Here is a 15,323-nt window from a genome sequence, read left to right as displayed (position 1 = left end):
TTTTAGTCCATAAAAAGTCGATATATCAATAACAAAGCCCTTATTTTTTCATGCTTTACAGATTTGGATATAAGGTCATGTTTGAGTTATCATGGAGTTACGTCTTTTTTAAGACGCGACGAGGAAAATGGATGTCCTATGAATTTTTATTTTTGTGGAAATGATGCGTTACTAGATCAACTAAAGGCCCTGTTTATGGCGAGGCTCAATGTCGTTGATATGCTTGAATTAGAAGCTGGTTTTTTAGAGGCCGGTGTTATTTTTCTCGATACGCAGATGGATGATATTGATGACGCTGTTTATGCCGCTTCTGAAATAGAGGGATTAAAACTAGTTCTTCTTGGTGATAACTTCTTAGGAAGCTCCCACAGTGTGATTCAATTGCCAATTTCTTCGAAGGCCCTTGTTGATTGTCTCAGTGATCAACCCAATATAAATGATTTTATTAAGCCAGATAGTGCAAGTGAGGATAAGACACTTGTCGCGCAAACGAAGATTTCAAAAGTAATCGATGAAGTATTTGATGATGGGCCTGAAGAATCTCTCGATGATTCTCTCAACGATGATCTTGCTTTCAGTGCAGATGATGAGTCGCAAACGATGACCGATGTCTTAGACGATAAAGAGGAAATAGAGGGCGCTCTAGAATTTAATATCCCAGAAAAAAGCGAAGATGGTTTGAGTCTAAGTTCTGAAGGGGATGACGATTTACATGTAGCCGAGATTGAGCAAAGTGACAATGAGGGTGATCTCGACTTTGGAGATGATAGTATTGATGGACTTTCTATTGGCGAAATCGACGATGCTGTTAAAGAAGAATATGAAAAGACGCTTGTAGATATGGAATCTCCAAGTGATATCTCATTTTCTGATTCCGACTCAGATGTAGGACTTTCTCTTAGTGAGGAAGGTGATGAGCCGATGGAAAGTTTAGAGCCGGAAATTGGTGACGTTTCATTTGATGAAACTTCTGAGAAAGTAGAGGATGGCGGCGATGATCTTCTCGCTAGTGATGATCTTTTAGAGGAAGCAGATGATCTTTTAGATGCAAGTGCTGAGCTTGATGTTACTGGAGAAATTCCTCTCGATCAGATAATGAAAGATAATTTTTCTAATGAATTCTCAGATATTGATCTTACAAATGATCTCGACGATGATGCTTCTCCAACTAAGGTTGTCGATTCAGATACATTAAGTCGTGATATTGATGCCGATGAGCTTGATCAAACACTTAACCAAATGCTTTTTTCTAATGATGACGAGAGTGAGAAAACGCTTTCTGAAGTCTTAGGAGATGTCGAAGATGCCTCTGATCTTATGCAACTTGATGAAGAAAAAGATTCTTTTGATTTAGGTGAACAAGAAGAGACTCATAGTTCTAAAAATCTAGTTGAGCAGTTAAATGAAGAGACGGAAGAAGAAATTCATTTTGATCAACATGAAACAGCTCAAACAATTATTGTGCCAGAAGAAGTCGATGCTACTAAAACGGTCTACGATGATAGTGAGAATTTAAGTTTTAGTGCTGAATCAAATGAAGCTGAAAGTGTTCCTGAAAATATTGTGGAATTTAACCACAGGTCTCGTCCTGAAAATCTCTCTGCAAGTCAGTATACAGAGGATGAGCTTTTAAGGCTTCAAGGGACTATACGTCAGTTGCGTGATGAAAGACATGAGTTTCTAGATCAAATCGAATTTCTCAAAAAAGAAGCAAAGCTAAAAGAACAAGACAGTATGGGGCTTAAGGCCGAACTTGATGAATTAAAAATTGAAATTTCAATTCTCAAAAAGAGACATCTTTCAGAGGTGGAAGAACTTCGTTATCAGTGGAAGCTTAGCGAAGAGAAAAAGGATATGTATGAGCAAAGGGCCAAGAATTCTCAAAAAGAAGTTGAAAGGCTTGGAAGTAAAGTACGCTTAGATATCAATCAAGTTAAGCAAAGAGAAAAAGAGTTAGAGAGTCAATTAGAACTTATTTCGATGGACTCTGAATCAAAAGTAAAAAGTCGTGATATGAAGATTTTAGAGCTTAAACGAAAAATTGATGCTCTTGAATTTAATATGGAAAATGTTGCGATTAGAGAGCAGAAACTCTTAGATGACAAAGTTAAGACGGAAGATCGTCTTAATAAAATTATGCGTACATTGAGAGGTTCAATTAAGCTTCTTGAAGATGACATCGAATATGGTGCTAACGAGCAGGAAAGTGAGATGTTATCTGATTTAGATAAGGAGTCATAGTTGAGTTTAGAAGAACTAAGTCTCGATTATAAAAAGTTATTAGATTTTATCTGTCAGTCTGAAGATGTTGATTCCATTCGTAAACTTTTCGAATCAATGGACGGATTTTGGCAAAGTGAATATTATTGCTCTCCAATGATTGTCTATTCAATCAATAAGGACTCCTCTGGTTCATTAGAAGGACAATACAGAACATTTTGGAATAAAGATAAAGAGTCCATATTCTACACGGATAAAGAAGTCGAAAAAGTACTTTCGATGATTCAAAAAGATGGCCCTATCAGAAAGTGGGATTGCTTTTCATTAGAAAATATTCACTATTATCTTCTCCATTGTGGTGCTGCCAATGGACAAGAGTACTTTGCCATTCATAAATCAGATCGAAAAATTAATAACGTTGTTATGGATTACCTCATACAATTTTTAGAGACAACTTTTACAAAACTAAATCGATATGATGAAGTAAGTGAACTTAAAAACTTAATCCATGTCGACGATGTAACAGATCTTTATAATCAAAGAAAATTCTCTTTAGATATTGATGAATTAATTGAATCCTATAATCTAAATAAGCAAAGTTTTTCGATTATTTTTGTCGATATCGACCACTTTAAAAAGGTTAACGACGGTCATGGTCACTTGGTTGGGACAACTCTTTTAAAAGAAGTTGGTGTGATTATTAAAGACTGTGTTCGCAATACTGATTCTTGTTATCGCTATGGTGGAGATGAGTTTGTTCTTCTCATTCCCGAATCGGACCTTTCTTTAGCTAAGAAAATTGGCGAGCGTATTTTAAATAAGATCTCAAAAAAAGAGTTTAAAATAACTGAAGATATGAGCCTCGAAAATGGTGAGAAGACATTTCGTCTGAGTGTCTCCGTTGGAGTGGCAACTTTTCCTGATAATGCCAATTCTAAAAATGAAATTATAAAGATTGCTGATCAAATGATGTATGCTGCAAAAAAATCGGGAAGATCACGTGTCTGCGTGGCGAACGAAATCATAGAAGAAGAGTAGTATGTTATATTTAATTCTCTCTGATTTACACTTAGGGAAGGGGCGATTTTTAAAAAATGGCCAACTCAATATTCTTGAGGATTTCTTTGAAGATGAGAGATTGCTGGAATTTTGTGAGTATTATAGTTCTGGCAAATTCTATTTAAAACCTGTCCACTTAATTCTAAATGGCGATATCCTCAATCTCATACAGATCGATCATCAAGGTGTCTTCACTCATATTATTGATGAAAATCACACCATAAACGCTTTAAAAAGTATTCATAAAGGTCATCGTAAATTTTTTAAGAGCTTACAAAACTTCTTAAAGGCACCCAATAAGAAAGTGACTTATGTTATCGGAAATCACGATGCGGCCATGGCCTTTGACGGTGCACAAGAGTGTTTTAATGAACTTGTAGGAGCTCCTGTTGAATTTTGTCATGAGTATGTGAATCATGGACTTCACGTCGAGCATGGTCATCGTTTTGAGGCCATCAATACAGTGCCGAAAAAAGATTTTTTTATCAAAGGACCATTTGGAAAAGAAATCTTAAATCTGCCTTGGGGCTCTCTTTTTTGTATTTCTGTTCTTCCCGTTTTAAAAAAGAAAAGACCTTATATCGATAAAGTTAGGCCGATGAGCTCTTATGTGAAGTGGTGCTTTTTTCATGATTTTGGTTTCTTTATGACGATGCTAAAAACTGTTGCTCGATATTTAATTACCACGAATTCTGATAATTATATTAAGCAAAATAGAAACTTTAAAACGACTCTTCGTATACTAAAACAGATTACAATTTATCCTCGCTATGAAAAGCAGGCCAAGAGAATTTTAAAACGTAACCCTAGACTTCATTCTGTTGTTATGGGACATACACATCTTCAAGAGTGGAGACGATTTCCTGAAGGTAAGTATTATTTCAATACGGGAACTTGGAATACGATCCCTTCAATTGATGCCGGATCTCATATGAACGAAACTAAGCTTAGCTATTGTATGATTGAAGTTCATACAAAGAGTGAAACTTTAATTAATGGCTCATTGAATCTTTGGAAAGGGAAGTGGAAACCTTTCATTTCTGAGATCGCCACTTCCTAATTTTTTATGATGGATTAATTTCTCTGGAGTCTTGAACGGCCATCACTGAGCAGGCCGCATCGGCCATAATTTTATCGGCCTTAGAACCAAAGAATATATCTGTCCAGTGGTGCTTAGGATACCCTGTCACCAAAAGGTCATATTCGGCTGAAATTGCTAAAACGGTTGCAATTTCCTCCTTTCCCTTCAGAGAGAGGATCGTTGTTTTCACTGTCGTTTCTTTGGACATTTCATTCAGATAACTTTCAACTTTTTGAAGATCCTCTTCGCTAGCGCTTTCATCAATAAAGCGCATAATGCAAATTTCTGTAGCATCATAGACCTTTGCTAGATGGTCGGCCGTATTGACGACCAAACGATCGTTAGCATCTTCATTTAAAATGACACAAACTCTTCTTATATAGCGAATACCCACGTCTCTAAAGACGGCCAATTTACAATTGAGGTGATCTTTCAACCATCCCATTGGGTTGTGAACTGTGATGGTTCCTCGTGAGCGTCCTCCCCATTCTTTGACAAGCCAACGGCAGTGAAGTCTTAGAGAGATTTCATAAACTGTTTTCATGATATCGTGTGAGACAACGGGATCAAAAGTGATTTGGGCCCCTCGTTCTACGGCCATGGCCTTAACTCTTCTTCTTAGAGATTTTAATGATGCTGGTTCTTCGTCCATATCGTTGAGATCTGTTTGTTCTGGAGCTTCGGTTAAGTGAGCAACTTCTAAGTTTCCACCATCTGTTAAAGCAATACCCATTTCAACGAGCATTTCTGGCGAGCGCTCTTTTCCAAAAAGACTGACAACGGCATTGGCATCATTTGTAAAACGTACCGTTTCTAAGCAGTGTGGGTGAAGAGAGAGAGGCTCTTCTACAAGATCACTTCTCTTTCCTCTAATTCCAATAACACCTTTTCTCGAGGTTCTCTTTCTAGAGTAAAGGAGAAAGATAAGTATTCCTGGAATTGAAATTGTCGATAGTCCCACGATAACAATGAAACCCATTTCAAAGAGCAGTCCAAGCGTTGCAATAATTCCAAAAATTTGAAGTCCTGGGTAGAAAATGGCCTTGTATGTCGGCTTATACCACTGCACTCTCATTTCACGTAAGACAATAACAGCGATATTCTCACACATGTAAATGATAAGCATGAAGGCAGAAGCTAGTTTTGCAATTTTTGCGACTTCGAGAGTTGTAAGACAGATCCCAATGACAAGACCAGAAATGACAATACTGATAACTGGCGTAAGAAATCTCTTACTAAGTTTTCCAATAGAGCTTGGAAGAAGGTTATCTCGTCCCATGGCAAAGGGAAAGCGAGAGGCCGCAAGAAGACCCGCATTGGCCATTGACGTCATCGTCACCACACCTAAGATGGCCATGGCCGAACCAATGAATGGTCCTCCGACTTTTATGGCAAGAGTATGAATTGTTTTTACATTCCCACTCAAGACTTCTATTGGGAGAGTTCCCGCAAGAACAAAAGTGACAAAGCAGTAGAGAAAACTCACAATTCCAAGAGAAATAAGAATCCCTCTTGGTAAATTTCTTTCGGGGTCTTTAATCTCTTCGGCAATGGCAGCAACTTTTGTCACTCCTGCATAGGAGACAAAAACCAGACCCGTTGCGCTGAGTAGCCCATCCATTCCCATCGGAAATTCATTCGAAAAATGTCCAAAGTCCATCATGAAGCTTCCCGCTCCCGAAAGCAGAAGAAGACCGATAATGGCAATAGAGACGATGACAGTTAAGATGCTACTTACTTTACCAACACCGATAATATTCAAAAAAGTAATGAGGACTGTGAAGCCAACACTAATTGGAATAATCGGAACATCGGCAAGCACGGAAAGATAGGCTCCAAAACCAACAAGGGCAAAGGCCGACTTTAAAAGGAGCGAGAGCCAAAGGCCAAGCCCTGCAACTGTACCAACAAGAGGTCCAAAAGTTCTCTCTAAATAAACATAAGTTCCACCTGAAGTGGGCATGGCCGTAGCAAGTTCTGATTTAGAGATGGCCGCTGGCAAAACGCAGATGGCCGAAAGCATATAGGCCAACCAAACAGAGGGACCTGTTTGGGCAAAAGCAAGACCTGGAAGGACAAAGATTCCAGAGCCAAGCATAGAGCTTACGCTAATGGCCACAACGGAGTTGAGACCGAGACGTCGTTCAAGTTTTTTCAATTATTTTACCTTTAGTTAGATGCTCAAAAAGTTGTCGGTTTGTATTTTAGCCTAAAAAAATCAAGTTTTAAATATCTTGTTTTTTCAATATGTTACGGGAGAATTTAGGAAAATGTCATTTTACTTTATTTATTTTTGTGGAAAGTTATACTGAGTATTGGGAGGCGCGTTATGGAGAACTCTTTTTTAAGAAGGCCTAATATCCTATTGATTGATGACTCAGTGGATATGCTCAATTTAATGAAAGTCTACATTAATAAAGGCAAGCTAGGGGACTCGCACGTCTTTAAAAATGAGTTTCATGCTCTCAATTTCCTCTCGGGTGCAAAAGTGGACCTGGTTGTTATCGACATTTATCTCGCCTCAATCAATGGTTTTAAGATCGGTAAGATTCTCCGTGAAATTCTCAATTCCAATGTTCCTATTATTTATATTTCTTCAAGTAATAATGGGCTTCAAGACTTCTATAAAGAGGACCAAAGAAATACTTACTTTATGAAAAAGCCATTTGATCAAAAAACGTTTAATGATGTCGTGAAGTCGATGATGGGAATAGCTGCTTAAAGTCTCTAGAGAGAGTCTTCTTCTTCCTCAAATTCATCCGTTTCTATGCCTGTCGGAGCTACTTTTAAAAGCAGTTTTCTGACGTTTCGCTTAATTTCGTAGTGTTCGTCGAGAGAGAACTCTACCGTCACAAGAAAACCATCGTTCATTTTATCAATGACGACATCTTTGACTTGGAAACGTATCTTCCCTGAAGGGGAGAGTTGCTTGGCGAGGGCCCCTTCTATTTGTATGGGTGCTTCTTTGGCTATTAATGACTTACTAAAAAATTGAATACCTGATTCTGTTAATTTTTTTAGCGTTAAAGGGATTGTAAATTCAAGGGCATTATTCTTTGTTGGCACAGCATAGTAGGCGAAGGTGCTGTCTTCGTCTAAACTCTGTTTTAAAAAGAGCCTTACTTTATTAAAAAGTAGAGCATCATCAATTGGTTTTGTGATGTAGTCATTGGCACCTAGTTCAAGGGCCTTTGTGATATCGTCATGAGTATTTCTTCTGGACATGACAATGATAATCATCTCTGGGCCAAACTTTTTTCTTAGAGTTTGAATGATTTTGTAACCAAATCCTTGCTCCTCTAAATTGAGATCGACAATAATGAGATGGGGCTTAAAAGCGAGAACTTGCTCTAGAAAGTCTTTTGTATTTGTCGTACAGCGAATGTCGTAATTATTTTTTTTAAATATGAGTTCAAGATATTTATTAATATCGATATCGTCATCAATGGTTAATATTTTCATCTTTTGAAACATATTCATAGCGCTGTACTATACCTTTTTCGTCTTTATTTTTCTTATTTCAATCATGTCTTTGTCACTGAGGCCAATGAGTTGAACCGTTGATTCATAAATTCCTGGGCTAAGAGACTTACTCGGCTCAAAAATCTGAAATTGAGCATGCTTGATATTTAACTCAGAAAAGAAATCAGAGTTAATGTCGAGTTTGACTTGTTGATTAAACTTAACTTTTGAATTGTATTTAAACGATGTTTCGTTAATCTTTGTTAACGCCCCCGAGCACCTTGCCGTTACGTGTAAACTCTCTTCCATTTCTGGAATGATGTAAGAAGGGTAGAGTAATTTTGGTCCCATTTTTCTCATTAACGTAAGAAGTTGGTTGTTTGTTACAGGCTTAACAAGATAGCCTGAAACACCGTATTTCTTGGAGAGGGCGATATCTTTTTTCGCTGTTGAAGCCGTTACCATGATGACTTTGATTCTTCTAAATTTGTCGATCGTTTTTAGCTTTTCTAAAAGTAGATAACCTTTCTCGTGATCGAGATTGATATCTAGAAAAATCAAATGAGGAACGATCTTATCAACCATATTGGCAGCATCTGTCGTATTTTCTGCTTCAAAAACTTCATGACCCATATTGGTCAAAATTTTGTGGAAGAAAACGCGAAGATCTGGGTCATCGTCTACAACAAGAATCGTCTTTGCTTTTTTATTGAGAGACATTTTAATCCATTTCTACGTAAACAATTTCAAGTTCATTAAGGTGCGCTTCAATTTGCCCTACAAGGCCTGCACACTCCTCAAAGTGTCCATCGATAGCTTTCAACTCAAGGCTCTTGGCCATCTTTCCAAGTTCATCAAAGCCATAGCCTCCCGAACTTCCAGCAACTTTGTGCCCAATTTTTTCTAGTGTCTTAATGTCATTATTTTCAACGGCAGCTTTTAGCTCAATTAGATCCTTGGCTCGATTTTCAAGAAACCCTGGAACGATCTCTTGAAGGTCTTGGTCAATTTCAATAGTAATTGGCATTTGCCTCTCCTGTTACGCTGTCACTAAGTCATTAATAATTATACACGAAGTTTGTTGAATATTAGTTATTTGGCCTTAATTAATATTAATTCAGCAAGTTATTAAAATGATTTCTTAGGCCTTTTTCTTCACAAGGATGACTCGATCAAGCGCCATAATTGCCTTTTCGAAGTTGGCGCCTCTAAAGAGAGACTTTACCTTGCTTAAATTTGTTAGCTTATCGGAATCATTGAAGTCAGACTTAAATAACTCCACGGTAAAAGCGTGAGAAACCAAGAAAATACTCTGAATTAATTGAGCATGATCGAGGTGAAATGAGGAATTAAAAGGATAGAGATCATCATGGATATGATGGTGGGAAATAATTAATTTTACATCTTCGAGTAGATCACCCTTAATCTTCATATTGTCAAAGAGGTGATGATGTTGGCGTATAAGCTCTTTCTGAGAGTGGTTTAGGTTTATGATTTCCTCTGGAAATAAGTCATGAATACGGCATAGATTCGAGTTGGTGATGGCCAAATCATGCAAGAGACTAGCGAGCGTAAGTTTTCGTATAATATTTCTATCCAGCGATAATTCCTCGCAGATCGCAGCACTAATACAGGCCGTTAGAAATGAGTGATCATAGGCATAATCAACAGACTTCATCATTTTTTCTATCATCATCTTGACGCCACTATCGACGACAATTTCATTTAAGACATTCTCGGCCATTTGTGAGGCAAGTTGAAACGTGTAGGAGCTAATTCCCAAATTTTGAACCATCATTTTTAAAACTGTATGATTGTTTCTGGCCGCTTCTAGATAAGTCTTTCCTACGGTTGGTGTTTCTAGAAAAGACATCTCACTCATAGAGGAGACGAATTGATCAAAGTCTGTTTTCGCAATATAGAGGTGCCTTGTTCCTCTGGCATAGTATTTTTCAAGAATTTCTAAACTATAATTCTCATTTTTATTAATGATTCTGATAAATTTTTTATCGGATAGCTTGATATAGATATCACAGAGTGATTTCTGGTGGCGCATAAAGTTGTAGACTCTAACTGGAGCATAATCTCTTTGCTTTTCACTAAAGTGAACAAGTTCTTTGACCTTATTTGACCACTCTTTGGGGCGAATGACTTTATTCAAATAGAGGTAGTCGTTATCATTAAAAAATTTGTCTTTGATAATATTTTCAACTTCATCTGGATGTCTTGATGTGAAGAGAATGAACTTTAAATTAAGATTATTCTCTTTGATATAATCATAGACTTCCTTACCACTTCCCTGAGGTGGCATGTCATAGTCTGAAATGACGAGATCATAGTTATTTTTAGTCGAGGAGATCGTAGAGATGGCATCGTTTGGACCGAGGGCCCGATCAACGCAATCTTTTCCAAAAATATTTTCTAAGACGAGACCGTAGAGTTCTAGAATACTCGGGTCATCATCTATGATTAAAACTTTCATATTTTCCTCTTATATTTATCAACTATTCGGTTGGAAAGAAGAGTGAGCTTATTTTGAAGACCTTAATTTATTCTTAATATTAACCAAAACTTAAATTCACCTAACTTTTAGGGAAAATCACTTAGCTTGGGCCAGTTATCCTATATAATAATTGAGACATATTCGTGTAGGTGAGAATGAATGATCTTTTAGTTATTTGTGATTCAAAAGAAGTGCAAGGGTTGATTCAAAAGCAACTTGGAAACTGTGAGTTTAAACCACTCTTCGTAAAGTTAGATGCAATAGAGACGATTGATCAAAAGTTTAACTTGGTGCTTATTGCTAGTGAAGAGGACCCCTATGTCATTTGTCGAACTCTACGAGAATCTAGTGCCTTTAAAAAAATTATAAAGAAAAATGGGACTCTTTTTATCATTGATCGCGAAGATAATATTGATCATCGAGTTCTCGGTTTTCAGGCCGGAGCGCAAGATCTTATCAATATCAATAATCCTGGAGAACTATGCCAGAAGGTAAAATCGGTTTTAAGACCAGGAAAAGCATGGGAAGGGGTAAATGCTGTTGTCGTTGATGATGAAATCATTTCCGCAAAATTTATCTCACACGTTATCAAATCCAAAGGGGCAAAATCTAAAGTCTTTCAAAATGCCCTTGAAGCTCTAGAATATATCAAAGAAAATCCTGAAGTTGATCTCATCTTAACTGATCATATGATGCCCGAGATGTCTGGAATTGAATTTGTTAAAAAAATTCGAGGTGAATATGGTCTTAAAACGATTCCAATCATTTTTATTAGTGCGCTTCAAGATTCATCAGAAGTCTTAAAGTTTTATAAGGCCGGTGGAAATGATTATATTTCTAAACCACTAATCAAAGAAGAGCTCTTCATTAAAGTTGATCAGATATTAAAACTGAGAAGACAAAGTAAAATGCTCTTAAAGCAAGTGAAGGAATTAGAAGAACTCGATCGCCTTAAAGACCAGTTCTTAGCAGTTGCTTCTCACGATTTAAGATCTCCTCTCAATGTTATTTTAGGGCTTTCTGATTTACTGGAAAAAGACAGTGAATTTAATGACGATGTTCATGAGATGGGTAAACAAATTCACAATTCTGGTAAGCAAGTTCTTGATATGGTCGAAGAACTTTTAGAACTTTCTGAAGTTCAACTTGGAAAAGCAAATGCTCAACTTCAGATTGTCAGTATCTCCGATATTTTGAAAGACTGCCTTTATAAAATTGAAATGGCCAATGATAAGCACATTCAATTTATCAATGAAACTCAAGGACAGATTCTGGCCAATATAAATAGTGGCTTGATTGTTCGCTTGATAACAAACTTACTATCGAATGCCTATAAGTTTACTCCAAAAAATGGTGTTGTTCGTAGCTCCATTACAAGAGATCAAGATCAAGATAAAATTATTTTAAAGATTCAAGACACTGGTATTGGTATCCCTGAAGAGTTCAAAGAGAAGCTATTTGAACGCATGAGTGGTGTCGGGAGAAAGGGGACTGAGGGAGAGCGCTCTGTTGGCCTAGGGCTCAGTATTGTTAAAGATATAGCCGATAAGCATAATGCGGAAATAAAAGTTGTTAGCGAAGAAAATGTTGGGACAACTTTTTATATTCTCTTTAACGATCTGGCCAATGATGAAAGGGAGGCCTCTTGAATCTAGTTTTTATTGACGATTCTGCAGATAATCTGAATCTTTTTAAAATCTATCTTAAAGGACTGGATTATAGTATCCAGTATTTTTCTTCACCTCAGGAAGGTCTTGATTACCTATTAAATAACGAAGTTGATCTTTGCTTTCTCGATATTCAAATGCCTTCGATGAGTGGTGATGATCTCTTAGTTGAATACAAAAAGAAGTGTCTTGAAGATAAGAAAATCCCCTGTTCAGTTATTGCATTAACAGGAACAACGACAGATCGCGAATTAACGGAATTTAAAAATATTGGTTTTACAAAGGTTTTAATTAAACCAATTCTCAAAGCTAAAATGATAGAAGTCATTGAAGAATTCGAAAATTAATCAGCTAAAATTTCAACAATTTTCTTTTTCAGACTAGGGAAGTCGACTGGCTTTGTGATATATTCTAGGGCGCCAAGTTCCATTGCAAGGCCTTGTCTTTCTTGATCTGTATAGGCCGAAGACATGAAGATTGGGAGTTTCTCGTCGTGTTCTTTCACTTCTTTTAATAGTTCAAATCCACTTAAACCAGGCATATTGATGTCTGAAATAATTAAACCAAGATTCTCTATTTTGCCGTCTTTGATGCGTGTGAGTGCATCTTCTCCAGAGATAGAGAAGTCTAAAATGAATTCACCACTTTTTACTTCATTTTTAAACATTCTCGTATAGAGAAAGCGTACTGATTCTTCATCATCAACAATTAAGACTGTTTTTGGCATAGAGACTTTCCTAAAGTTATTAGTTCTCAAATTATATCAATAACTTGGAATAAAACAAAGAAGAAGATGAACAACTTTTCCAAGAATAAACTCAAATTGAGATAGTGGGAATAAGTAGTTAAAAAAATGCTTCTTGTAATATATTTTGATTAAATCATTTGATGAGAATAAGAAAAGCTTATCTTGAGAAAGCAAAGAAAGAGAGGAACTAGGCAGAACTAGCTCCTCTTTTATGAATTATTTCTTTTTTGTTGCAGCTTTTTTCGTGCTTTTCTTCTTTGGAGAAGATGTTGTTGTCTTTTTGGCCGCCTTCTTTGTTGTTTGAGTTTTTGTGGCCTTTTTCTTTGTCGTTGTTGCTTTTTTTGAAGCGGCTACTTTTTTAGCTGCCTTTTTAACGACTTTCTTTGCATTTTTTTTCTTCGCTGTCGTTGGCGCTTTTTTGACGGCCTTTTTCTTCGTCTCTGTTGTTTTCGTTTTCTTTTGAGTTGAAGAAACCATTTTTTCAACCTTTGCTTGAAGCTTATTAAGCTCTTTCACTTGGTCATTCATAAAAGATTTTGCTTTTTTAATCTCATCTTGAATCGTTTTTTCAACGATTTTTTCTAAGTGATCTTTTTCATCGCTGATTTTCTTCTTTAGTAGGATGATATCTTTTTCAACCATTCCTTTAATTTCTTTTTCAGCATCAGTCACAAATGATTGTACTGATTTTTTTAGATCTTTTAGATCGTTATTTTTAAGAAGCGATTGAGCTTCTTTTTTTACTTCTTTTAGTGTTTTGATAATGTCTTTTACTTTTGTGCTCATATCATTCTCCAAGGGTTAAAACGTTTTACATATCGGCATTCTGTAACCAAAACCAAAGCTCTTCGCCTTTAATTTTACGATAGGGCAGAACTGCTTCCTTTTATACTCGGAAATATTATATAGTCTATAGGCTTTTTCAACTTCAGCTTGATTAAATCCCTCATTAATTAAATCCTGACAATCGTAGCGATAGGAGAGGAATCCTTCCAAAATGGCATCAAGTCGCTCATACGGTGGAAGGGAGTGTGAATCTTCCTGGTCCTCTCTAAGCTCTGCACTTGGAGGTCTTGTAATAATTTGCTCAGGTAAAAGATTGTTATACTTTCTATTGATATAGCGGGCCAGTGCAAAGACTTCCGTTTTATAAAGGTCCCCAAGAATACTTAAGGCGCCAACCGAATCGCCATAGAGAGTTGAGTAGCCAACAGCAATCTCTGATTTATTAGAGGTGTTAATAACCATGGCCCCTGTTTGATTTGAGCGCGTATAGAGAAGTGCACCCCTAAGGCGACTTTGTACGTTCTCATCGGCAAGGCCATCAAGTTCATCTCCAAAGGTCTCCTTGAAAAGATTGTTGACGTTGCTATGGAGAAATTTGATTGGAAGATTTCTAAGCTTGATTCCAATATTTTCACAAAGCTCTTTTGAAAGGTCGTAACTTAACGTTGCAGAGAAAAATCCAGGCATATAGATTGCTTCAAGATTCTGCTCAGGTGTTTTAATGAGCTTTAAGATGGCAAGGACGAGGGCCGAGTCAATTCCCCCTGAAAGGGCAACGAGAAAGTTTTTTAGACCAGTCTTCTTTACATAATCTTGTACTCCAAGCTTGATGGAGTGAAGGATCAGCTCACAATCATTATCACTTAACTCACGAAGTGTTGGCAGGGATTTTTCTTTTTTAGTAAGTGTAGCGGCAAAGAGTCCTTCCCAACTATTGACCAGTTTAACGTTCTTTTTTGCTCTCTTCTCATCCCATTGATATTTTTCAAGGGCAAAGGAAACAACATCTGGCGTGAAGAGGCTCGCTCTTTCTTGTACTTTATTCCCAATGAGTACAAAGCTTGAGCCATCAAAGAGAATCTCATCTTCAGCTCCCACTTTATTGACATAGATAAAGGGGCATTTAAAGTCTTGAGAAATTTCACTGGCCCTTTTTAATCGCGCGCTATCTTTTCCAAGATAAAAAGGCGATGCACTGAGGTTAATTATGGCATCAAGTTCAATGTTGTTTTTTGTAATTTCTGCTTCTAGATCATCGAGGGGGTTGACCTCGTGGTGACTCGAATACCACATATCTTCACAGATAAGCAGAGCAAGTTGTTTGTCTTGGTAGCGATAGAGTGATGATCTATTTCCTTCTCGGTAGTACTTTTTTTCGTCAAAAATATCGTAATTTGGGAGAAGTTTTTTTGAATAAATATCCTTAAGGCCCTTAGCACTTAGCTCATAAATAACGTTTTCGATACTTAGAGGAAGCTGGTCTTCGTCAAACTCATAAACTTGGCCACCAAAGAGAATAACACTCTCGTGTCCTTGAAGACGTTTCGCCAGTTTTTCGATTCTTTCTATGAGCTCTAAATAGTTTTTAATGAAACTTCTTTGAACGCACAGGTCTTGCAGCGGATAGCCTGTGGAATAGCTCTCTGGAAAGAGGTGAAGTCCTTGTTTATATTCATTTTTTTCAATCATATCGACGACGTTTTCAAGGTATGAAAAAATTCCATTGAAATCGGCCATTGTATGATGAGTTTGGTGCATATAAATTTGCATGAATGCTTCCTAGAATGTAGATTTGCT

14 protein-coding genes are annotated in these 15,323 nt (G+C 37.0%); 6 read left to right on the top strand and 8 right to left on the bottom strand.

What is annotated here, in order from left to right; genetic code table 11:
- The first annotated feature begins 138 nt into the window (after positions 1-138).
- The 3 genes from HBN50_RS10335 to HBN50_RS10325 are packed head-to-tail and all read left to right on the top strand — an operon-like array spanning position 139 to position 4,339.
- Complete coding sequence (locus tag HBN50_RS10335; protein WP_273869725.1) at positions 139-2,241, top strand: hypothetical protein; 2,103 nt, start codon at positions 139-141, stop codon at positions 2,239-2,241.
- Positions 2,242-3,258, top strand: coding sequence for a GGDEF domain-containing protein (locus tag HBN50_RS10330; protein WP_273869724.1), 1,017 nt, complete (start codon positions 2,242-2,244; stop codon positions 3,256-3,258). It begins immediately after the preceding gene.
- Between the two features lies 1 nt (position 3,259).
- A complete protein-coding gene (locus tag HBN50_RS10325) occupies positions 3,260-4,339 on the top strand; it encodes a metallophosphoesterase (protein ID WP_273869723.1) in 1,080 nt (359 codons plus the stop codon).
- A gap of 4 nt (positions 4,340-4,343) precedes the next feature.
- Here HBN50_RS10325 and HBN50_RS10320 read toward each other — a convergent pair whose 3' ends face one another.
- Positions 4,344-6,518: an amino acid permease gene (locus HBN50_RS10320; RefSeq protein WP_273869721.1), complete on the bottom strand. Its 2,175-nt coding sequence runs from the start codon at positions 6,516-6,518 to the stop codon at positions 4,344-4,346.
- 171 nt (positions 6,519-6,689) lie between these two features.
- Here HBN50_RS10320 and HBN50_RS10315 point away from each other — a divergent pair, with 171 nt between their 5' ends.
- On the top strand, positions 6,690-7,082 hold the full coding sequence (locus tag HBN50_RS10315; RefSeq protein ID WP_273869720.1) for a response regulator: 393 nt from the start codon (positions 6,690-6,692) through the stop codon (positions 7,080-7,082).
- Between the two features lie 5 nt (positions 7,083-7,087).
- Here the strand turns inward: HBN50_RS10315 and HBN50_RS10310 are convergent, their stop codons facing one another.
- From HBN50_RS10310 to HBN50_RS10295, 4 genes are all read right to left on the bottom strand, one after another.
- On the bottom strand, positions 7,088-7,840 hold the full coding sequence (locus HBN50_RS10310) for a response regulator (RefSeq protein ID WP_273869719.1): 753 nt from the start codon (positions 7,838-7,840) through the stop codon (positions 7,088-7,090).
- Positions 7,841-7,849: 9 nt separating this feature from the next.
- Positions 7,850-8,542 (bottom strand): response regulator, encoded by a 693-nt coding sequence (locus tag HBN50_RS10305; protein WP_273869717.1) that lies wholly within the window; start codon positions 8,540-8,542, stop codon positions 7,850-7,852.
- A gap of 1 nt (position 8,543) precedes the next feature.
- The gene (locus HBN50_RS10300) at positions 8,544-8,849 is read right to left on the bottom strand and encodes an Hpt domain-containing protein (RefSeq protein ID WP_273869716.1); all 306 of its coding nucleotides are present in this window, start codon (positions 8,847-8,849) and stop codon (positions 8,544-8,546) included.
- 114 nt (positions 8,850-8,963) lie between these two features.
- Positions 8,964-10,304, bottom strand: a complete 1,341-nt coding sequence (locus HBN50_RS10295) for a response regulator (protein ID WP_273869712.1) — start codon at positions 10,302-10,304, stop codon at positions 8,964-8,966.
- A 176-nt stretch (positions 10,305-10,480) separates the two neighbouring features.
- On the opposite strand from HBN50_RS10295, the gene HBN50_RS10290 reads away from it, so the two are divergent.
- Both HBN50_RS10290 and HBN50_RS10285 read left to right on the top strand, forming a co-directional pair.
- On the top strand, positions 10,481-11,974 hold the full coding sequence (locus HBN50_RS10290; protein ID WP_273869710.1) for a response regulator: 1,494 nt from the start codon (positions 10,481-10,483) through the stop codon (positions 11,972-11,974).
- Positions 11,971-12,339: a response regulator gene (locus HBN50_RS10285; RefSeq protein WP_273869709.1), complete on the top strand. Its 369-nt coding sequence runs from the start codon at positions 11,971-11,973 to the stop codon at positions 12,337-12,339. Before HBN50_RS10290 ends, HBN50_RS10285 begins: the two co-directional genes overlap by 4 nt.
- Here HBN50_RS10285 and HBN50_RS10280 read toward each other — a convergent pair.
- From HBN50_RS10280 to nadE, 3 genes are all read right to left on the bottom strand, one after another.
- Positions 12,336-12,719: a response regulator gene (locus tag HBN50_RS10280; protein ID WP_273869708.1), complete on the bottom strand. Its 384-nt coding sequence runs from the start codon at positions 12,717-12,719 to the stop codon at positions 12,336-12,338. The genes HBN50_RS10285 and HBN50_RS10280 overlap by 4 nt on opposite strands.
- A gap of 237 nt (positions 12,720-12,956) precedes the next feature.
- The gene (locus tag HBN50_RS10275; RefSeq protein ID WP_273869706.1) at positions 12,957-13,526 is read right to left on the bottom strand and encodes a hypothetical protein; all 570 of its coding nucleotides are present in this window, start codon (positions 13,524-13,526) and stop codon (positions 12,957-12,959) included.
- Positions 13,527-13,541: 15 nt separating this feature from the next.
- Positions 13,542-15,296, bottom strand: a complete 1,755-nt coding sequence (gene nadE / locus HBN50_RS10270) for an NAD(+) synthase (RefSeq protein ID WP_273869703.1) — start codon at positions 15,294-15,296, stop codon at positions 13,542-13,544.
- Positions 15,297-15,323: the final 27 nt, after the last annotated feature.

Origin of the sequence: Halobacteriovorax sp. GB3 (assembly GCF_028649655.1) — a bacterium.
Taxonomy (GTDB): Bacteria; Bdellovibrionota; Bacteriovoracia; order Bacteriovoracales; family Bacteriovoracaceae; genus BSW11-IV.
This window is presented reverse-complemented; position numbering and strand designations above follow the sequence as displayed.